Annotated in this window: 20 protein-coding genes; 16 read left to right on the forward strand and 4 right to left on the reverse strand. The window is 61.3% G+C overall.

Annotation, left to right across the window (positions count from 1 at the left end):
* Positions 1-38: 38 nt before the first annotated feature.
* From ABDK11_RS01035 to ABDK11_RS01050, 4 genes are all read right to left on the reverse strand, one after another.
* Complete coding sequence (locus ABDK11_RS01035; RefSeq protein WP_346838468.1) at positions 39-1,718, reverse strand: amidohydrolase; 1,680 nt, start codon at positions 1,716-1,718, stop codon at positions 39-41.
* A 49-nt stretch (positions 1,719-1,767) separates the two neighbouring features.
* Positions 1,768-2,514: an SDR family oxidoreductase gene (locus tag ABDK11_RS01040; RefSeq protein ID WP_346838469.1), complete on the reverse strand. Its 747-nt coding sequence runs from the start codon at positions 2,512-2,514 to the stop codon at positions 1,768-1,770.
* Between the two features lie 60 nt (positions 2,515-2,574).
* Positions 2,575-3,726 (reverse strand): PilT/PilU family type 4a pilus ATPase, encoded by a 1,152-nt coding sequence (locus ABDK11_RS01045; RefSeq protein ID WP_346838470.1) that lies wholly within the window; start codon positions 3,724-3,726, stop codon positions 2,575-2,577.
* A 169-nt stretch (positions 3,727-3,895) separates the two neighbouring features.
* Complete coding sequence (locus tag ABDK11_RS01050; protein WP_346838471.1) at positions 3,896-4,930, reverse strand: type IV pilus twitching motility protein PilT; 1,035 nt, start codon at positions 4,928-4,930, stop codon at positions 3,896-3,898.
* A gap of 83 nt (positions 4,931-5,013) precedes the next feature.
* Here ABDK11_RS01050 and ABDK11_RS01055 point away from each other — a divergent pair, with 83 nt between their 5' ends.
* From ABDK11_RS01055 to ABDK11_RS01130, 16 genes are all read left to right on the forward strand, one after another.
* Complete coding sequence (locus ABDK11_RS01055; protein WP_346838472.1) at positions 5,014-5,709, forward strand: YggS family pyridoxal phosphate-dependent enzyme; 696 nt, start codon at positions 5,014-5,016, stop codon at positions 5,707-5,709.
* 67 nt (positions 5,710-5,776) lie between these two features.
* Positions 5,777-6,616, forward strand: a complete 840-nt coding sequence (gene proC / locus ABDK11_RS01060; RefSeq protein WP_346838473.1) for a pyrroline-5-carboxylate reductase — start codon at positions 5,777-5,779, stop codon at positions 6,614-6,616.
* 87 nt (positions 6,617-6,703) lie between these two features.
* Positions 6,704-7,312, forward strand: coding sequence for a YggT family protein (locus tag ABDK11_RS01065; RefSeq protein ID WP_346838474.1), 609 nt, complete (start codon positions 6,704-6,706; stop codon positions 7,310-7,312).
* 118 nt (positions 7,313-7,430) lie between these two features.
* On the forward strand, positions 7,431-9,398 hold the full coding sequence (locus ABDK11_RS01070; RefSeq protein WP_346838475.1) for a dynamin family protein: 1,968 nt from the start codon (positions 7,431-7,433) through the stop codon (positions 9,396-9,398).
* A 128-nt stretch (positions 9,399-9,526) separates the two neighbouring features.
* A complete protein-coding gene (locus ABDK11_RS01075) occupies positions 9,527-10,702 on the forward strand; it encodes a homoserine O-acetyltransferase (protein WP_346838476.1) in 1,176 nt (391 codons plus the stop codon).
* Positions 10,702-11,292: a methionine biosynthesis protein MetW gene (metW, locus tag ABDK11_RS01080; RefSeq protein WP_346838477.1), complete on the forward strand. Its 591-nt coding sequence runs from the start codon at positions 10,702-10,704 to the stop codon at positions 11,290-11,292. Before ABDK11_RS01075 ends, metW begins: the two co-directional genes overlap by 1 nt.
* A gap of 147 nt (positions 11,293-11,439) precedes the next feature.
* Positions 11,440-11,895, forward strand: coding sequence for a DUF4426 domain-containing protein (locus ABDK11_RS01085; RefSeq protein WP_346838478.1), 456 nt, complete (start codon positions 11,440-11,442; stop codon positions 11,893-11,895).
* Between the two features lie 173 nt (positions 11,896-12,068).
* Positions 12,069-12,683, forward strand: a complete 615-nt coding sequence (gene rdgB, locus ABDK11_RS01090; RefSeq protein ID WP_346838479.1) for an RdgB/HAM1 family non-canonical purine NTP pyrophosphatase — start codon at positions 12,069-12,071, stop codon at positions 12,681-12,683.
* Positions 12,680-13,975, forward strand: a complete 1,296-nt coding sequence (hemW, locus tag ABDK11_RS01095) for a radical SAM family heme chaperone HemW (RefSeq protein ID WP_346838480.1) — start codon at positions 12,680-12,682, stop codon at positions 13,973-13,975. The genes rdgB and hemW overlap by 4 nt, the downstream gene beginning before the upstream one ends.
* Before the next feature lie 139 nt (positions 13,976-14,114).
* Positions 14,115-14,438 carry a thioredoxin TrxA gene (gene trxA, locus ABDK11_RS01100; protein WP_346838481.1) on the forward strand — a complete coding sequence of 108 codons (324 nt, stop codon included), beginning with the start codon at positions 14,115-14,117 and terminating at the stop codon, positions 14,436-14,438.
* A 376-nt stretch (positions 14,439-14,814) separates the two neighbouring features.
* Positions 14,815-16,074, forward strand: a complete 1,260-nt coding sequence (gene rho / locus ABDK11_RS01105; RefSeq protein WP_346838482.1) for a transcription termination factor Rho — start codon at positions 14,815-14,817, stop codon at positions 16,072-16,074.
* Between the two features lie 274 nt (positions 16,075-16,348).
* Positions 16,349-16,618, forward strand: coding sequence for an RNA-binding protein (locus ABDK11_RS01110; protein ID WP_193190170.1), 270 nt, complete (start codon positions 16,349-16,351; stop codon positions 16,616-16,618).
* A gap of 167 nt (positions 16,619-16,785) precedes the next feature.
* Entirely contained in the window at positions 16,786-18,249 is a 1,464-nt protein-coding gene (ubiD, locus tag ABDK11_RS01115; RefSeq protein ID WP_346838483.1) for a 4-hydroxy-3-polyprenylbenzoate decarboxylase, read from the forward strand.
* Positions 18,250-18,280: 31 nt separating this feature from the next.
* Positions 18,281-18,682, forward strand: a complete 402-nt coding sequence (locus ABDK11_RS01120; protein ID WP_346838484.1) for a hypothetical protein — start codon at positions 18,281-18,283, stop codon at positions 18,680-18,682.
* 122 nt (positions 18,683-18,804) lie between these two features.
* On the forward strand, positions 18,805-19,248 hold the full coding sequence (locus tag ABDK11_RS01125) for a hypothetical protein (RefSeq protein WP_346838485.1): 444 nt from the start codon (positions 18,805-18,807) through the stop codon (positions 19,246-19,248).
* A 147-nt stretch (positions 19,249-19,395) separates the two neighbouring features.
* Complete coding sequence (locus tag ABDK11_RS01130; RefSeq protein ID WP_346838486.1) at positions 19,396-19,764, forward strand: hypothetical protein; 369 nt, start codon at positions 19,396-19,398, stop codon at positions 19,762-19,764.
* Positions 19,765-20,744: the final 980 nt, after the last annotated feature.

Raw genomic sequence — 20,744 nt, forward strand, 5'->3', positions numbered from 1 at the left:
CAGCGTGCGCGGTGCGTACCACCGCGTACCGGATGGTTTTATTCCCCTGCCAGGATGCTCTTCTCTACCTTCAGTGAGCGCCACTGCGCCGCCGGCGTCGTCAGCGGATTGCGGTCGACGATGACCAGGTCGGCCTGCTTGCCCACTTCCAGGCTGCCTAGCCGATCCTCCTCTCCCACCTGCCAGGCGCCGTTGATGGTCATGGCGCGCAGCGCCTGCGCGCGGGTGATGGCTTCATCCGCGCCGATGACGGTACCCGCGCGGGAACGGCGGGTGATGGCGGTCTGCATCAGGCTGAACGGCTCCGCTGGAAACATGGGGCTGTCGGCGTGCAGGGTGGGGTGCAGCCCCAGTGCGAAGGCGCTCTTTACTGGCAGGATCTTTGCTGTGCGCGCAGCGCCGAGTAATTGGCTACGCAGCGCATCGCCGTAGTAGTACAGGTGGTTGATATGGAAACTGGGGGTAATGCCGAACTCGGCCATCGCCGGCAGCAGATCCCGGTCCAGCAGCAGGCCGTGTTCGAGGCGGTGGCGGCGGGCGCGGAATGCCTCCCGTCCAGCCGCCGGCAGCGCGTCCCACACCTGCCGCACCGCGGCGATAAAATCCCGCGCCGCGCGGTCGCCCTGCACGTGGGTGGCGGTGTGCCAGCCGCGCCGCTGCAAATCGGCGATATCCGCGCTCAGCTCCTGCCGGCTCACCACCGCCGCGCCGCGACTGCCGGCGGCAATACCCAGCTGCCGCGCCAGCGCGCTGTCGAGATAGGGCTGCTCCAGCACCATGCTGCCGCTGTAGGGCGAGCCGTCGTACCAGAACTTGGCACCCAGTACGCGAAAATAGTCACTGCCGGCCTGCGGGCTGCCGTCGAGGTATTTGAGGTTGTCGCCGCGGTAGTACATGAACTGGCGGATGTGCGGCTGCAGGTGCTGCAGCGAGGCCCAGTGGGCGGCCAGCGGTGGCAGGTTGAATCCCGGTGCCACCACGCTGGTGTAACCGGCGCGCCGCAGGTCTGACAGCACCGCGCTGTAGGCGGGAATGACCTTTAACGGGCTTTTGTGCGGTTCCAGGAACGGTTCCAGCGCCGGCTTCTCGATCAGCGCGCCATTCAAACCCCCGTCGGCATCGCGGCCGTAGTAGGAACCTTCGCCCGGCGGCGGCGAGTTCGCGTCGATATGCATCGCCGCCAGCGCGGCGGAATTGACCCAGGCGTTGTGCAGGCTCTGGGAAATAATGAATACCGGATTGTGGGGGGCGATGCGATCCAGCTGCGCGCGCGTCGGTGTCTGCAGCCCGGGGAGCAGTACCGGATCCAGGCCCATGGCGTAAACCCACTCGCCGGCAGACGCGGCATCTACCGCGTCTTGCAGGGCCTGCCAGGCGCTGTCGGCGCCGTCGTGGCTGAATCCGCTCATATCGGTAAAGTGGTAAAACACCGCGCTGATCGCCGGGTGTTCGTGGGCGGCGATAAAGCCGGGCAACAGTGCGCGGCCGTGCAGGTCGACAACGTCGGTGTCGGGCCCGGCCAGCGCGCGAATCTGCGCATCGCTGCCCACGGCGATAATCTTCTTGCCGCGCACCGCCAGCGCCGCGGCCACGGTGTTGTGTGCATCGACAGTAATCACCGCGCCGTTGATATAGATGCGGTCGGCGTCGGTGTCGTCGCCGCAAGCGCCGAGCAACAGCGAAAGTGCGAGAGTCAGCCCGGTTATTATTGTTTTCACAGTGTGTTTATTCTGTAGAGCAGGTTTTGCAGAGCGGTCCGGGGGAGCCTCAGGCGCCGCCGCTGACATCGATAAAGGCGCCGGTCACGTAGGTGGCGTCATCGCCGAGCAGCCAGCCGATGGCGGTGGCCACCTCCGCTGGTTCGGCGCCGCGGCCGAGCGGGATTCTCGCCCGGACCCGCTCGATGCGATCCGGCTCGCCGCCGTCCACGTGCATTTCCGTGTGCGTCGGGCCGGGGCGCACGCCGTTGACGCGGATGCCCGCGCCGGCGAGTTCTTTTGCCAGGCCAACCGTCATCGAGTCCACCGCGCCCTTGCTGGCCGCGTAGTCGATATATTCGTCCGGCGAGCCGCTGCGCGCGGCCATCGAGGAGACATTGACGATGGCGCCACCGTTGCCGCCGCGCGCCGTCGACATGCGCCGGATCGCCTCGCGGCAGCAGAGCAGGGTGCCGGTGACATTGGTGTGCAGGATTGTATTGATGCGCGCGGCGGTCATGTTTTCGGCGCGGGTCTGCGGCAGCAGTATGCCGGCGTTGTTGACCAGGGCGGTGAGCGGCCCGAGTTGTTCGTCGACGGTGCGGAACAGCTGCTCCACGTCGGCTTCCCGCGAGATATCTGCGCGTGCGGCAATTGCCCTGCCGCCCAATGCGCGCAACTGGGCCGCGAGCTTTTCGGCGGTTTCCGCGCGCTCGCGGTAACTGATGCAGAGATCGTAGCCGCGCGCGGCCAGCAGCTGCGCGGTGGCCGCGCCGATGCCGCGACTGGCGCCGGTAATCAGGGCAATTTTTTGCATGGCTAGCAACCGGAAAGAGCAGCGCCGCCGGCTATTACCGCGGCGGCGCCGGATGGGGGGTCAGTACAGTTGCGGCCCGCCATCGCCGCCTTCGGAATCCCCCTGCAGGCTGAGCCCGCCGGCGGCTTCGTTCAGGTACTCGGCGTCGGCCTCGGACTTGAGTTTGATCAGCAGGCGCAGATCGTTGGCGGAATCGGCGTGGGCGAGGGCATCCTCGTAAGTGATCTCGCCGCGATCGTAGAGTTCGTACAGGGCCTGGTCGAACGTCTGCATGCCCTGTTCGACGGAGCGCGTCATCAGCTCCTTCATCTTGTGCACCTCGCCCTTGCGGATCAGGTCCGACATCAGCGGGGTGTTGATCATGATCTCCAGACAGGCGCGGCGGCCGTCGCCGTCCGGGGTCGGCACCAGCTGCTGGGCGACCATCGCTTTCAGGTTCAGCGACAGGTCCATCCACAGCTGCTCGTGGCGGTCCGCCGGGAAGAAGTGGATGATGCGGTCCAGCGCCTGGTTGGCATTGTTGGCGTGCAGGGTACACAGGCACAGGTGGCCGGTTTCGGCGAAGGCGATGGCGTGGTCCATCGTTTCGCGGGAGCGCACCTCACCGATCAGGATCACGTCCGGTGCCTGGCGCAGGGTGTTTTTCAGTGCGACCTCGAAGGACTCGGTATCCAGCCCCACCTCGCGCTGGGTGACGATACAGCCGCGGTGCTGGTGCACAAATTCGATCGGGTCCTCGATCGAGATGATATGGCCCTTGGAGTTCTCGTTGCGGTGGCCGATGATCGACGCCAGCGAGGTGGATTTACCCGTGCCGGTGGCGCCGACGAAAATGATCAGCCCGCGCTTGGTCATCGCCAGCTCTTTGAGCTGCTCTGGCAGGCCGAGGCCGTCAATGGTTGGGATCTTGGTCTCGATGCGGCGCAGCACCATGCCCACCAGGTTGCGCTGGAAGAACGCCGAGACCCGGAAGCGGCCCACGTTGCGCACCGCGATGGCGAAGTTCAACTCCTTCTTGTCGGCGAATTCGCGTCGCTGTTTCTCGTTCATGACGCCGACGACCAGCTCGCGAGCTTTCTCCGGCGTCAGCGCACTGCTGCTGACTGGCACCACCCTGCCGTGGACCTTGATCGACGGTGGTACGCCGGCAGTGATAAAGAGGTCGGATGCGCCTTTCTCGACGACGAGCTGCAGGAGTCTTTCGATTTCCATGGTTGTTACCGCTGTTCTTTCGCGTTTTATTGGGTTCTTCCGAACCGTTTTTCAGGAAGTTCGGAGGCGGCCAGTTGCCCGGCCTTCGATTTTTACGTTGTCGCTTCTTGAACCGGTGCGACGCCAGCGATGTTGAAATTATTCACGAAGGAATCCTTCCAACAGCAGGTTAGAAGCTCTCCGGCATCTTGGCTTTCTCGCGCGCGACTTCGCGGGTGATGATGCGTCGTTCCACCAGATCCTGCAGGCATTGGTCCATGGTCTGCATGCCGACGCTGGCACCGGTCTGGATGGCGGAGTACATCTGCGCCACCTTGTCCTCACGGATCAGGTTGCGGATGGCCGAGGTGCCGCGCATGATCTCGTGCGCGGCCACACGGCCGCCGCCGTTTTTCTTCATCAGGGTCTGGGATACCACCGCCTGCAGTGATTCCGACAGCATCGAGCGCACCATGGATTTCTCTTGCGCCGGGAACACGTCCACGACCCGGTCGATGGTCTTGGCGGCGGAGGTGGTGTGCAGGGTGCCGAACACCAGGTGGCCGGTTTCCGCGGCAGTCAGTGCCAGGCGGATGGTTTCCAGGTCGCGCAATTCGCCCACCAGAATGATGTCCGGGTCTTCCCGCAGTGCCGAGCGCAGGGCTTCGGCGAAGCCGTGGGTGTCGCGGTGCACCTCGCGCTGGTTGACCAGGCACTTCTTGGATTCGTGTACGAATTCGATCGGGTCCTCGATGGTGAGGATGTGCTCGTACTTGTTGTCGTTGATGTAGTCCATCATCGCCGCCAGGGTGGTGGACTTACCGGAACCGGTAGGGCCGGTCACCAGTACCAGGCCGCGTGGGGTGTCAGAGATCTGCTTGAACACCTGGCCCATCCCCAGGTCTTCCATCGTCAGTACCTTGGACGGAATGGTCCGGAACACGGCGCCGGCACCGCGGTTGTGGTTGAAGGCGTTGACCCGGAAGCGCGCCACGCCGGGCACCTCGAAGGAGAAGTCGGTCTCCAGGAACTCCTCGTAATCCTTGCGCTGCTTGTCGTTCATGATCTCGTAGATCAGACCGTGCACCTGCTTGTGCTCCATCGGTGGCAGGTTGATGCGACGCACATCGCCATCGACGCGGATCATCGGAGGCAGGCCCGCGGACAGATGGAGGTCGGAGGCGTTCTGCTTGGCGCTGAAGGCGAGGAGTTCTGTGATGTCCATACTGCTACCTTATTGTTCTCTCTACCTTATGGAAGTGGGGGGTTTTGCGTAGAATCTGCCCCTTTCTGGTATCGAGCTAGTATATGCGCAAAGAGGACATCACCGAAAACCTCAATCGTGTTCGTGAGCGGATCGTCACAGCCTGTGCCGAGAGCGGGCGCGATCCGCAGTCGGTGACATTGCTGGCAGTTTCCAAGACCCGCCCGGCCGGGGATCTGCGTGTCGCCTGCGCCGCCGGCCAGCGGGACTTTGGCGAAAATTACCTGCAGGAGGCGCTGGAGAAGCAGGCCCAGCTGTCAGACCTGCCGATTGTGTGGCATTTCATCGGCCCGTTGCAGTCGAACAAGACCCGCGCGGTGGCCGAGCACTTCGACTGGATGCACAGCGTCGACCGGTTGAAAATTGCCCAGCGCCTGTCGGCGCAGCGCCCGGCCGGGCTGGCGCCGCTGAATATCTGCCTGCAGGTCAATATCGACGCCGAGCAGAGCAAGTCTGGCGCGCCGCCGGCGGAAGTCGCCGCACTGGCGCAGGCGGTAGCCGCGCTGCCGAACCTGCGCCTGCGCGGCCTGATGGCGATTCCGGCGCCGCGGCCGGATCCGGCGCTGCAGTGCCAGCCGTTCGAGCGCATGGCGGCCCTGTTACAGGATCTGCGCGAGCAGCTGCCGGAGCAGCCGCTGGATACCCTGTCGATGGGTATGTCCGCCGATATGGCGGCAGCCATCGCCGGTGGTGCGACCATCGTGCGCATCGGTACCGATATTTTCGGCGCACGCCAGTAAACGCCCCCGGCGGCGGGTTTTCGCCGCGAAAATTCCGCCGCCTGAAACGAGACAGCAGGAGTAATCGATGTCTGAACCCAAGATGGTCTTTATCGGTGGTGCCGGCAATATGGCCGGCGCAGTGATCGGTGGCCTGGTGGCCAGCGGCTACCCGGCGGCGCAGATTGTCGCCACCGGCCGCAATGAACAGAAACTGGCGGACTTTGCTGCACGCACCGGTGTGCAGGTAAGCACCGATAACGCCGCGGCGGTGGCCGAGGCCGAGGTGCTGGTGCTGTCGGTGAAGCCGCAGATGATGAAGGAACTGTGCGCTTCCATCGCCCCGGTACTGGAAGCGCAAGTGAGCGGTCGCAAACCCCTGGTCATAACGCTGGCCGCGGGTATTCCACTGGCGGCCTACCAGCGCTGGCTGGGGGCCGGGGTGCCGATTGTGCGCGCCATGCCCAATACCCCGGCGCTGGTGGGCACCGGGGTGACCGGTCTCTACGCCGGGGACGGCGTCACCGAGGCGCAGCGGCAGATCGCCACACAGATGGCCGAGGCGGTGGGCATCGCCTACTGGGTGGGCGAGGAGTCCGGGATCGATCAGGTGATCGCCGTGTCCGGCTCCGGTCCGGCCTATTATTTCCAGTTTATGGAGTCGATGATCGACGCGGCGGAGAAGGCCGGTATGGCCCGCGACGATGCCGAGCGGCTCACCTTGCAAACCGCTCTGGGGGCAGCGAAACTGGCGGCAGCGAGCGACGTGGATGTGGCCCAGCTGAAGCGCAACGTAATGTCCCCGAACGGCACCACCGAACGCGCCGTGCAGCGCTTCCAGAGCGGCGGCCTGCCGCAGCTGGTGGCGCAGGCGATGGGCGATTGCGCCGCGCGCGCGGCGGAAATGGCGCGAGAGCTGGACAACTGATTGTCCGGCCGCTCTATCTGGCCTGTGGCCAGCGGCGGCACCTGCCCGTGCCGCTGAAAACTCCGGCAAACCATTAAAGGAATGGGAATGGTCAACACCTTCAGTAATATCGGCGTCTTTCTCCTGGCCACGATCGGCATCCTCTACCTGTTCGCGGTGCTGATGCGCTTTCTGCTGCAGCTGGCGCGGGCGGACTTCTACAATCCCATTTCCCAGGGCATCGTCAAGGTGACCAATGCGCCGCTGCTGCCGCTGCGCAAGGTGGTGCCGGGCATGTTCGGTGTGGACATGGCATCGCTGGTACTGGCGGTGCTGGTGGGTTGGTTGATGATTCTCGGTTGCGGGTTGCTGGCGGGCGTCGGCCTGATCAATCCCCTCAGTGCACTGCTGTGGTCGCTGATCGGTTGTACCATGACGGTGCTGGCGATCGTATTCGTGGGGATGCTGGTCTCCATCGTGTTCAGCTGGATCGCGCCGCAGAGCGGCCATCCGGCACTGATGCTGCTGCGCCAGCTGCTGGAGCCCTTCTGTGCGCCGGTGCGCCGGCTGATCCCGCCGCTGGGCATGATCGACATCAGCCCGATTTTCGTCTTCATCCTGCTGACGGTGGCCGACAAGCTGTTGTTCGGCTTTGCGCAGATGGCGAATATGCCGCAGTTCGTCTACCAGCTGTTCTGGCATATTCCGGGCTTCTGATTCCCTCTCTTCCCGCGGACTGGGTCGCACTTTGTGCGGTCCAGCCCTTCTATAATGCCCCATCTTGGCCGAGAATGGCCGGCTAAATTCGCATGCAGTAATAACAAGAACCCAAAACATGGAAGATGCAATCTTGCGCCAGCATATCGCCGACTACGACCGCTGGAAAAAAGCACTGGATCTGCAGTTCGCCACCTTCAACGGCTGGCTCCAGGAACATTTCCCCAATTCCGCCGGCGCCCGCCAGGTGGTACAACAGGCGCGCGCGCTGCTGGCCGAAGACCAGTTCACGCTGGCGCTGGTGGGCGAGTTCTCCCGTGGCAAGACCGAACTGATCAACGCCCTGCTGTCGCACACCTATGGCAAGCGGCTGCTGCCGTCGAAGCCGGGGCGCACCACCATGTGCCCGACGGAAATCTTCAGCGACGGCAGCGAGAGCGCCAGCCTGCGCCTGTTGCCGATCGAGACCCTGGGCACCAATACCAGTCTGGAAAGCTTTCGCCGCATTCCGCAGAAGTGGGTCACCCACGAGTTCAACGCCAACGACGCCGAAGCTACGCGCGAGGCACTGCTGAAGGTGGCCGCCAGCAAGGCGGTGACGCCGGACGAGGCGGCGCGCTACGGCTTTGACCGCCGCCACCTCGACGGCAAGGGCAACCTGGTGCAGATCCCCGCCTGGCGCTACGCGCTGATCTGCCTGCCGCACCCGCTGCTGGCCCAGGGGCTGCGCATCATCGACACCCCGGGGCTCAACGCGCTCGGCAACGAACCGGAACTGACGCTGTCCACGCTGCCCAGCGCCCAGGCCGTGGCCTTCCTGCTGGCCGCCGATGCCGGCGTCAGCGGTACCGACCTGAATATGTGGGAAACCCACCTGGTACCCCTGCGCGAGCACCGCGGTACCGCAGTGATGGCACTGCTGAACAAGATCGATGCCATGTGGGACGACCCGGACGAGGACGCCGAGCTGCTGGTACGGCAGATGCGCGCCCAGGTGGCGAAACTGCTGGAGCTGCCCCAGGAGAGTGTCGTCGGGGTATCGGCCAAGAAGGCCCTGCTGGCGCGCCAGCAGCAGGATCCGCAAATGCTCGCGCAGAGCCGTTTCGGTGAGTTCGAAAAGCTACTGGTACAGCGGCTGATGGAGCATCGCCAGAAGGTGGCCGAGCACCGCTCGCTGCACCAGGCGCTGACGCTGATGGCGGATACCCGCGACCTGCTCAAGCGCCGCCTCAACAGCGGCCGCGCCGCGCTCACCCACCTGCAGCGCAATACCGCTACCAGCGACGAACAGCTGGCCGAACTGGCCCAGCTGCAGCAGACCGCGCGCGAACAGCACAAGGTCTGCCACCAGGAGCTGCTGACGCTGAAATCCAGCCAGCGCACCCTGGCGCGCCAGCGCGCCTCGCTGCTGGCCCCCGTCTCCAGCCAGCAGCTGCAGCAGCTGATTGACGATACCAGCCGCGCCCTGCACGAGCGCTGGACCCCGCTGGGGCTGGCGAAGGCGATCGACTCTTTTATGGAAGGGGTGGATCAGCAGATGGATAACCTGCAGCGGGAAGTTACCCAGGCCAACCGACTGGTGGATGCGATCTTCGAGCGCTCGTCGCTGAAGAACCTGGAAACCTACGAGCAGCACCTCAATATCCACAGCTTCCGCATCGCCCTGCGCGGCCTGCACCGCCAGGCGGCACAGCTGCGCCGTTCGCCGCAATTGTTACTGGCGCGCCGCAACCGACTCACCGAGCGCTTTCTGGCCACGCTGGCCAGCGAGGTGGGGCGTCTCTACAGCCAGCTGATCTCTGCCGCGGACGGCTGGACCGAGCAGGCGCTGGAGCCGCTCAAGCAGCACGTGCAGTACCAGAAGCACCTGCTCAACCGCCATATGATCAAGCTCACCGAGCTGAAGCAGAAAACCCAGACCAAGCGCACCGACCTGCGTGCGCTGGAAGAGGAGATATTGCGCAATGACAATGCGCTCGCCTCCCTCGAGGAGTTCCTGCGCCAGAGCAGTGCCGCACCACAACCGCTGGCGCCGGCACCGCAGGCCAGCAATGTGACCCCGCTGAAGGCGCCGGCGAGCAGCTGACGCCTCTGCGCAGTGCACGGCCGCCGGCGGGCACGCGCCCGCCGGCGGCCGAGTTGTCTTGCTGCGCCCCTGTCCCGTAAACTGCCTCGTCGCCCACTCCAGATCCCGAAACCTTGATCGCCTTGTCCATGGAAAACGCTCTCTCTGCCATCGACAACCCCGCTTCGCTGGGAGTTGTCGCGCCGCAGAGCCACACCTTTACCGAACCGCTGGAGCTGGCCTGTGGCCGCACGCTGCGGGAGTACACGCTGGTCTACGAGACCTACGGCCAGCTGGATGCCGATAAAAGCAATGCGGTGCTGATCTGCCACGCGCTGTCCGGGCATCACCACGCCGCCGGTTATCACAGCGAAGACGACAAGCGCCCCGGCTGGTGGGATCACTACATCGGCCCGGGCAAGCCGATCGATACCGACCGGTTTTTCGTCGTGTCGCTGAACAACCTCGGCGGCTGCCACGGCTCCACTGGCCCGGCTTCGACTAACCCCGACAGCGGCCGCCCCTGGGGGCCGGATTTCCCCCTGCTGCGGGTGCGCGACTGGGTGCACAGCCAGGCGCGCCTTGCTGACCTGCTCGGCATCGAGCAGTGGGCCGCGGTGGTCGGCGGCAGCCTCGGAGGGATGCAGGCGATGCGCTGGTCGCTGGAGTATCCCGAGCGCCTGCGTCACTGCGTGGTGATCGCCTCGGCGATGAAACTGTCGGCGCAGAATATTGCCTTCAACGAGACCGCGCGCCAGGCCATCACCTCCGATCCGGACTTCAGCGGTGGCCGCTACCTGGAACTGGACCAGCTGCCGCGCCGCGGCCTCGCCGTGGCACGCATGATTGGCCATATCACCTACCTGTCCGACGACGGTCTGGGGCGCAAATTTGGCCGTGAGCTGCGCTCCGGCTCTTTCAGTCTCGGCGCCGAGGAGGCGGTGGAGTTCGAGGTGCAGAGCTACCTGCGTTACCAGGGCGACAAGTTTTCCGGCACCTTCGACCCCAATACCTACATCCTGATGACCCGCGCGCTGGATTACTTCGATCTGGCGCGGGAATACGGCGATGACCCGGTAGCGGCCTTTGGCCACGCCCGCTGCAAATTCCTGCTGGTCTCTTTTACCTCCGACTGGCGCTTCGCGCCGGATCGCTCGCGGGAGGTTGTCGACGCATTGATGCACGCCAACGTGCCGGTGAGCTACGCCGAGATCGAATCGCCCATGGGGCACGATGCTTTCCTGCTGCCCAATCCGCGCTACGAGCGGGTGTTCGGCACCTATATGAACGGGGTTGCGGCGGAACTGGCACGGGAGAAAAGCTGATGCGTATCGATCTCGATATCATCCAGAACTGGGTTGCGCCGCGCACGCGCGTACTGGATTTGGGCTGCGGTGATGGCTATCTGCTGGAGCAGCTCGGTCGGCACAAACAGGTCAGCGGCTACGGCCTGGAAATCGATCCGCAGGAAATCGAGCGCTGCCTGCAGCGCGGTGTCAACGTGGTGGAACAGAACCTGGACCAGGGGCTTGGCAACTTTGCCGACGACAGCTTCGATACCGTGCTGATGACCCAGGCGCTACAGACGCTGCGCCAGCCGCACCTGGTGGTGCGGGAGATGTTACGGGTGGGGCGCGAGTGCATCATCTCCTTCCCCAATTTCGGCCAGTGGAAGGCGCGCTGGCACCTGGCGATTTCCGGGCGCATGCCAGTGTCCGACTTATTACCCTATGAATGGTACGACACACCCAACATTCACTTTTGTACTTTCCGCGACTTCGAGGTGCTGTGTCGGGAGAACAATTGGCGTATCCTGCACCGCCAGGTGGTTTCGGAGTCGCGCTTCAGCGCCGCGCTGAAGGATTTTATTCCCAACCTGTTCGGCGAAACGGCGATTTACCACCTGACTCGCTAAACTCATTGCAAGTGCCCGGTTTTTCCGTGATGGAAAAGTCGGGTTTCGCCCGTCGACGTCTGGCGCCTGGCCGGGCGCTGGCGCGGTTCTGCGGACGTTGTCCGCGGACCGGTGGCGGAGCCGGTGACAACCAGGAGGAGGTGAACTGTGAAACGCATACTCGCCGCAGCGGCGGCACTGGCGCTGCTGTTCTGGGCCGCCAACAGCGCCGCTCAGCCGGAGGCCCGGGTGATCAAGAGTCACCAGGATTTCGGTGACTACCGGGTGATCTACTCGGTGTTCAACAGCGAATTCATCAAGCCGGAAATCGCCGAGCAGTACCAGCTGGTGCGCGGCAAAGATCGCGTCTTCGTCAACGTCTCGGTGGTCGAGAAGGTGGGCGGCACCCACGGCCTGGCCGCGGAGATGAGCGGCAACGCCACCAACCTGATTCAGCAGTCGCGACCGCTGAAGTTTATGGAGATCAAGGAGGGCGAGGCGGTGTATTACCTGGCGCCGCTGCGCTTCAACCACGAAGAAACGATGACGTTTACCATCGATGTGAAGCTGCCCAACGGCGAAACCGAGCAGGTGAGCTTCCGCCGCAAGCTGGAAAAGCAATAGCGCTGGCGGCGCGCTTTCGCGTTGCCTTGTCGGGTGCTGCGCCGCAGCACTCCACCTGATCCCCGGCGCCGACCGTGTGCGCGGCGCCTTCATCCCCCGGCGGGACGCGCGGGCACCTGCAAGACGAGGCTTTGTAGTTGTGCCGTCGGTCTCCGCCCCTTCACTGTTGAGATATGTTGAGAAAAATCGTACTGGCCAGCGGAAACGCCGGCAAGCTGAGAGAGTTTTCACAGCTGTTCGCCAGCTGGGATATCGATGTGCTACCGCAGTCTGAATTCGCGGTGCCGGAAGCGGACGAAACCGGCCTCAGTTTTATCGAAAATGCCCTGCTCAAGGCCCGCCACGCCAGCCGCATCAGTGGCCTGCCGGCGCTGGCGGACGACTCCGGCCTGGCGGTGGATGCCCTCGGCGGCGCACCGGGCATCTACTCCGCCCGTTACGCCGGCCCCGGTGCCGGCGATGCGGACAACAACCGCAAGCTGCTCGAAGCGCTCAGCGACGTGGAAGACGGCCGGCGCGGCGCCAGCTTTCACTGCGCGCTGGCCTTTGTGCGCAGCGCGGACGATCCGGTGCCGCTAGTATGCAGCGCCCGCTGGGGCGGGCGCATATTGCGTGCGCCGGCCGGCGAACAGGGATTCGGCTACGATCCGCTGTTCTTTGTCGAGTCCGAAGGTATGACCTCCGCGCAGTTGCCGCGCGAAGTAAAGAACCGTATCAGTCACCGCGGTCAGGCAGTGCGCCTGTTCAGCGCCATGTGGCGCGAGCAGATGCAGGGGCAGGGCGCTTGAGCGATTCGGTACCACTGCAATTGCCGCCGCTGGGCCTCTATGTGCATATCCCCTGGTGCGTGCGCAAATGCCCTTACTGCGACTTTAATTCCCATGCAGCCGCGGGCGCTAACTCCCATGCAGCCGCGGGCGCTGTGTCCGCGGCGGAATCGCACGAATCGCTGGGGCCCGGCGCCGAGTACGGCCTGCCGGAGGCCGAATATGTGGCACAGCTGCAGCGGGACCTGCGCAGCCAGCTGCCGTGGGTGCAGGGCCGTCGGTTCAGCACGATCTTCTTCGGCGGCGGCACGCCCAGCCTGTTTTCCCCGGCGGCAATCGGCGCCATTCTGCAGGCCGCGGAACAGCTGGTGGGCTTCGCCCCGGACATAGAGATCACCCTGGAGGCCAATCCCGGTACCTTCGAGCAGGACAAGTTCGCCGGTTACCGCGCCGCCGGCGTCAACCGGCTATCGATCGGTGTACAGAGCTTCGATCCGCGCCAGCTCGCCAACCTGGGCCGCATCCATTCTGGCGAGGAGGCCGCCGGCGCACTGCAGATGGCACGCCGCGCGGGTTTCGACAATATCAACCTGGACCTGATGCACGGCCTGCCGGATCAGAGCGAAGCCGAGGCGCTGGCAGACCTGCAACGCGCCGTGGCGCTGGGCCCGGAGCATATCTCCTGGTACCAGCTCACCATTGAACCCAACACCGCCTTCTACAGCGCGCCACCGGTCACGCCCGGATCGGCGCTGGTGGCGCGCATGCAGGCCAGCGGCCGCAACTACCTGGCGGCGCAGGGCTACTCCCGCTACGAGGTGTCGGCGTACAGTCCGGCCGGGCGCGAATCCCGCCACAACATCAATTACTGGTCGTTTGGTGACTATCTGGGAATTGGTGCCGGTGCGCACGGCAAGGTGACGCTGCCGGAAACCGGGCACATCCTGCGCAGCCGTCGTACCCGCGCGCCGCGACATTATCTGCCTGGCATGGCTGCAGGCGCGACCGCCGCGGGCGCCCAATCCGGTGCGGGCGAACTTATCCACAGCGAGCTGGCGCCGCCGCACACAGATGTTGTGGCGCCGGAAGAGTTGCCGTTGGAATTTCTGATGAATGCGCTGCGGCTGGTGGACGGGGTGCCGGTGGACTCCTTCGGCCGCTATACCGGCCTGCCGCTGGCGGAGCTGGAGCGGGAGTGGCCGGCGCTGCAGGCGATGGAGCTGGTACAGTCGCTGGAGCGGCGCATCGCCGCCAGCGCGTTCGGTTTCGACTACCTGGACGAGATATTGCAGCGCTTCCTGGAGCAGCCTTGAAAGTGTCGCGCCCAACCCCCATCTAGCGGGAAACGCCTTGCGGCGGTTGGTCGGCAGTCCTTATCATGTCGCCAACCAGTCATTCGCAGGGCAAGTGGCCAGATGGCCGCCACGAGTAACCAGAGAACAGGAAAGCAATATGAGCGCAATCGTCAATGTAACCGACGCCGAATTCGAAGCCGAAGTACTCAAGGCCGAGGGCCCGGTACTGGTAGACTTCTGGGCCCAGTGGTGCGGCCCGTGCAAGATGATCGCGCCGGTGCTGGAAGACCTGGCCGGTCACTACGGTGACAAACTGAAGATCGTCAAGGTGGACGTGGATGCCAACAAGGAATCCCCGGCCAAGTACAACGTGCGCGGCATTCCCACCCTGCTGCTGTTCAAGGGCGGCAATGTGGAAGGCACCAAGGTTGGCGCTCTGTCCCGCGCCCAGCTGAGCGAGTTCATCGACAGCCAGCTGTAAGGCCGCCGCCATACTGCAAAGGGGCAAATTCCCTTTGCAGTATGGGAATCAGCCGTTATACTGCCCAGTAATCTTTAAACCATTCAGACGAGTCGAGATTATATTCCCGGACCGAGCTGAACGAAGTCGCCCCTCCGCACGGTCGTAGACCACCCCCGGCGCGCTAACTCCTCGAGTTGAACTTTCCTTAGCTAATGCTGCTCAGCCCCATCGTGAGTCGGAGCAGAGTGTGAGTTCCCGGAGTATGTCGTTGCCGACCAGAGATGACACCGCGCGATGTGGGTAACAGCGAGCAATTGTTCAAATTCAAACCCCTCCCCAATATTCCGGTGCGTCCGCGCCAACTGACAACAGAAACCTTAATAAAGCAATTGGTATGAATCTTTCTGAATTAAAAACCAAACCTATTGAAGAACTGATCGAAATCGCCAAAGGCATGGGCCTGGAAAATCTGGCCCGTTCGCGCAAGCAGGACATTATTTTCAATATCCTCAAGCGCCACGCCAAAAGCGGTGAGGATATTTACGGCGACGGCGTGCTGGAAATTCTTCAAGACGGTTTCGGTTTTTTGCGCTCCGCCGATTCGTCTTACCTGGCGGGCCCGGATGACATCTATGTCTCACCCAGTCAGATTCGCCGTTTCAACCTGCGCACCGGCGACTCCATTGCGGGCAAGATTCGCCCGCCGAAGGAAGGGGAACGCTACTTTGCCCTGCTCAAGGTCAGCGAAATCAACTTCGACAAGCCCGAAAACGCGCGCAACAAGATTCTGTTCGAAAACCTCACCCCGCTCTTCCCCAATAAACGCCTGACGCTGGAATGTGGCAACGGATCCTCCGAGGACCTGATCGGCCGCATCATCGATCTGGTTGCCCCGATCGGCAAGGGTCAGCGTGGCCTGATCGTGGCGCCGCCCAAAGCCGGTAAGACCATCATGTTGCAGAACATGGCCCAGGCCATTACCCGCAACAATCCGGAGTGCCACCTGATCGTACTGCTGATCGACGAGCGCCCGGAGGAAGTTACCGAGATGCAGCGTTCCGTGCGCGGCGAAGTGGTGGCCTCCACCTTCGACGAGCCGCCGGCGCGCCATGTGCAGGTAGCGGAGATGGTGATCGAGAAGGCCAAGCGCCTGGTGGAGCACAAGAAAGACGTGGTGATCCTGCTGGATTCCATCACCCGTCTGGCGCGCGCCTACAACACGACCGTACCGAGTTCGGGCAAGGTGCTGACCGGTGGTGTCGATGCCCACGCCCTGGAGCGCCCCAAGCGTTTCTTCGGTGCCGCGCGCAACATCGAGGAGGGCGGCAGCCTCTCCATCATCGCCACCGCGCTGGTAGACACCGGCTCGAAGATGGACGAAGTGATCTTCGAAGAGTTCAAGGGCACCGGTAACATGGAGCTGCAGCTGGACCGCAAGATTGCCGAGAAGCGCGTCTACCCGGCCATCAACGTGCGCCGCTCCGGTACCCGCCGCGAAGAGTTGCTGATGCCGGAAGGCGAGCTGCAGCGCGTGTGGATCCTGCGCAAGCTGCTGCATGATATGGAAGATCTGGCGGCCACTGAATTCCTGATCGACAAGCTCAAGGACTTCAAGAGCAACGACGAATTCTTCCTGTCCATGAAACGGAAATAATCTATGTTTATAACCGGCGCTTGAATATGGCGCCGGATTTCTAGCGGATTTGAAATAAGGCGATTATTTGCGCCGAATCCGGTTGAAAAGGGGCAGCGTTAGGCATATAAAGAGGCCCATTGTGGCGCTGGATATACACAACGCCCGACAGAATTGGCCCAATCCGAATCTTTGCGATTTGGTGCCAGGGGCCAATCTCAGATGGATGATCTGGTGGAGCTGGTTATCCATTTGTGACTTGCACGACAGCCCACATATCTAGTGAGAACTTTTTGTGAATATCTATATTGGAAATCTGGCCTACGGCGTTACCTCTGATGACCTGCACGAAGCTTTTGGTGCATTCGGAGAAATCTCTCGGGCTACCGTAATTACTGACCGTGAGACTGGCCGTTCTAAGGGCTTCGGTTTCGTAGAAATGCCGAACGACGACGAAGCGCGCAAGGCGATCGAAGAAATGAATGATCAGCCGCTGTCTGGCCGTAACATCCGTGTTAACGAAGCCAAGCCGCGCGAAGATCGTCCGCGTCGTCCCCGCTTCTAAGCCGCTATCGCTTTAAAATAGCAGCTTAAGTATTTTAACATCCCGCACGCTTGTGCGGGTTGTTTCAATCCTCCTCTCCCTTTCTGCACCCTTGTCCGAGGGCGCCATTCCCTATTTTGTCCCCGCTGTTTTACACTGGCAACTATTTGCCAACGGCCGGGAACTGCATGAAATACAAAGACCTGCGCGACTTTATCAAGCTGCTGGAAAAGCGCGGCCTGCTGAAGCGCATCCAGCATCCAGTCGACCCCAACCTGGAAATGACGGAAATTGCCGACCGCGTCCTGCGTGCCGGTGGCCCCGCATTGCTATTCGAAAATCCTAAAGGATTCGATGTGCCGGTGCTCGCCAACCTGTTCGGTACACCCGAGCGGGTTGCCCTGGGCATGGGGCGCGAGAGCGTTGCCGAGTTGCGTGAAGTAGGCGAGCTGCTCGCCTTTCTCAAGGAGCCGCAGCCGCCGGAGAACCTGCGCGACGCCTGGGAAAAACTACCGGTGTTCAAGCAGGTACTCAACATGGGCCCCAAGGTGGTCAGCAAGGCCGCCTGCCAGCAGGTCCAGCTGAGTGGTGATGAGGTGGACTTGCACAAGCTGCCCATCCAGACCTGCTGGCCCGGCGACGCCGCGCCGCTGGTCACCTGGCCGTTGGTGATCACCCGCGGACCGGAGAAGAAGCGCCAGAACCTGGGTATCTACCGCATGCAGCTGATCGGCAAGAACCGCCTGATCATGCGCTGGTTGTCGCACCGCGGTGGCGCGCTGGATTTCCGCGAATGGTGCCGGCAGAACCCGGGCCAACCCTACCCGGTGGCCGTGGCACTCGGCGCCGACCCCGCCACCATCCTTGGCGCCGTTACCCCGGTGCCGGACACCCTGTCCGAATACGCCTTTGCCGGCCTGCTGCGTGGCGACAAGACCGAAGTGGCGAATGCCACCCTGAGCGACCTGCAGGTGCCGGCCAGCGCCGAATATGTGCTGGAGGGATTCATTTATCCCGACGACACCGCCGACGAAGGTCCCTACGGCGACCACACCGGCTACTACAACGAAGTGGAGCGCTTCCCGGTCTTCACTGTGGAAAAGATCACCCACCGCAAGCAACCCATCTACCACAGCACCTACACCGGTCGTCCGCCGGATGAGCCGGCCGTGCTCGGCGAAGCGCTGAACGAAGTGTTCGTTCCGATTCTGCGCAAGCAGTTTCCGGAGATCACCGACTTCTACCTGCCGCCGGAGGGTTGCTCCTACCGCCTGGCGGTAGTGACCATGAAGAAGCAGTACCCGGGGCACGCCAAGCGCGTGATGATGGGCGTGTGGTCTTTCCTGCGCCAGTTTATGTACACCAAGTTTGTTATCGTCACCGACGACGACGTCAACGCGCGCGACTGGAAAGATGTGATCTGGGCCATGACCACACGCATGGATCCGGCGCGCGATACGGTGATGGTGGAAAACACGCCCATCGATTATCTCGACTTCGCCTCCCCGGTTTCCGGTCTCGGCTCCAAGATCGGCTTCGATGCCACGAACAAATGGCCGGGGGAAACCAGCCGCGAGTGGGGCAGGCCGATCGAACGCGACGAAGCGGTGGTTAAAAAGGTGGACGAAATCTGGTCCAAGCTCGGACTCTAAAACATCGTATGCATAGCCCAGGGAGGGGAACATGCACGTACTCAAAACAATCCGCCCCGGCCAACCCGGCGCACGCCGATTCGAACATCGCTTCGGCCGGCGCCTGTGTGCCGTGCGCTACCGCTGCTCGCCATGCGGCAATAAAGTCCTCACCACTGTAGAGCTCGTTGTCGATGAGCGTGAAAAGCCAAAACCGGGCATGTCCCTCGCGGCAGTCAATGCCTATCGCAAGAGCGAGGCGATAGCACTGTGCGTGGGGCGCGAGGAGAGTGCTATGCAGAAGTTAATCAAGCAATCGGGTGGCCGGTGGAGCAGGGCTGGCCAGGCATGGGTAATGCGACAAGACACCGCCTGCACCCTGGGCCTCGCCCACCGGATTGTGGATGGGTTGATTGAAAAGTGCACAGATATAGGTGTCAGTATTGAGTTGTAGCATGGCCGGATATGGCCATTTATGGTTATATCTGGATATACATGGTTATATACACCCATATGTCCATATATAACCATGCCTAAGAATGAACTGTTATACCTCGATCTTGCTGAGAGAATTTAATGTCTCACGAAATTTTTAAAAAGGTGAAGTGCGGAGAAATCACGAGAACTCATGATTTCCAAGTGGAGCAGATTCGCCGAGGGACAAATGATGGAGAAAAATTTCAGACTTATCTCTCTCTCATATCTCTAATTTCAAATAAAGAAATAGAAGGAGATGAGGTTGAGCGAGGGCCTAGAGGTTCAAACTTTATCAATTTAAAGCCGACGAAGGAGGGGTTGAAACTTCATGAATTTCTATCTACCCCATACGATAAAATAGGCAAACCTAGCATTTTCGAGGTTATTCGAAATGGCATATTAGGTGCTATTTCGGGCAGGTTAGCAATATGGATGCTCGTGATTGTTGGTGCAGTATTGCTTCCTACTCTCAATGAAGATGCTAGCGCCTTTCTAAAGAACGCCTTGGAGCATGCCAAGGGCTGGTTCTCAGGAAAGGTATAACAATCGCAGGCAGTTTGCTCCGGCCCTTCGGGCCTCCGCGGGACGCCCAACGCTGTGCACATATTGTGCTGGTCGCTGCGCTCCCTTTTTAGCACAATATGTGCACAGCATTGGTCGCCCCTGCTGCGGGCGTTAACTGTAGATCCCATGAAGAAAGTCGCAGCTACATTCCTACTATTAATCTCTAGCGTGGCAAATTCTTGTGAAACATACACAGATAAGTTTCACTTGAAGCAATCTCAAACTGCCAGCCAAATAGCCGTTGTTAAAACTCTAGAAGATCCAAAAAGCGGAAAATTAGTGGTTCTTGAAGTTTTTAGAGGAAACCTGATAGCGGGTCAGAAAATGCAAATTGACGTTGAGGGCATAGATCTTAAAGCGAAAACGGCATATTTAGTGTATTCAAGTGATCGATCAATAAAAAAATTGGGTTGTGCCAATACAGTATTGGCGGAAGATGAGTTCGGTCATGATGCCCCTATAGTTATTGAGGTTGCGCATCGTGAGTCCAGTTAACAATCACAGGAACGCTGCACGGCCCTGCGGGCCTCCGCGGGACGGCCTACGCTGCGCTCCAGCCGCCCGTGCTGTGGGCGTTAAGCATCATTAGCGATGAAATTCTTACCACTGATATTCGTCTTCATTCCAAGCCTACTGATGGCGAGCACAATCCCTCTAGATAGAGAGATTGTTCAAGTTCAAGAGTGTGGCGAGGAGCAAAGGGATAATTCGGGGCAGCTACTCCCCATAGCTGTCTTTGAGCCGATTTACCTGAGGTGCGATCACTGCAGCATTGAATTCACATTTAATGTGCGTCTTGATGGGGGCCATCCAACTAAAGTAGCTTTTCAATACAGTGGTATGTCACAACCATTGGCAAATGAGTATAGAGAGATATTTATTCGCGGATGGGTATTTCCAGGCTGTACTCAAAGCGGCAAGGGAATGGGCTTCAGTGAAGAGCGGAGAACGTTTAATGCTTAACAATCACAGGCAGCAAGTCCCAGTTCCCTGCGGGGTCTGGGAGGGACGGCCTACGCTAAGCTTCGGCCGCCCCTGCTGTGGGCGTTAAATACCTCAAAGAATTATGTGCAACTGTAGCGAACAGCCAGCATTAATAGATTTAAGCGACTGTCATTCCAAGTTCAAACCAAAGTTGAACCAGCTCGCTGTTGGGAACTGGGTCTTGCTGATGCAATGCCCTGATTGTGGCCAGCACTACAAAGTAGACGAGTGGGATAAATACCAGACTTGCTATGCGGTAAAGCTCTCCTCAGCAGATAGCTGGGAGTCATTTGATGCTGAGTCACCGATTAAATCAAAAATGGTAGAGAATCGGGGCGGCTTAACCAATGATCCATGTATGTGGTCAGGCTGCAATCTCAAGCAAGTAAAAGGCAGTGCTTACTGTGTCAATCACCTGTATTCAACAGGTGCCCGTGCATAAGCATTTAACAAGTTGTTGTAATTTGTTCCGGCCTGCGGCCTCCACCGGA

It is taken from the genome of Microbulbifer sp. SAOS-129_SWC (assembly GCF_039696035.1).
Lineage (GTDB): Bacteria > Pseudomonadota > Gammaproteobacteria > Pseudomonadales > Cellvibrionaceae > Microbulbifer.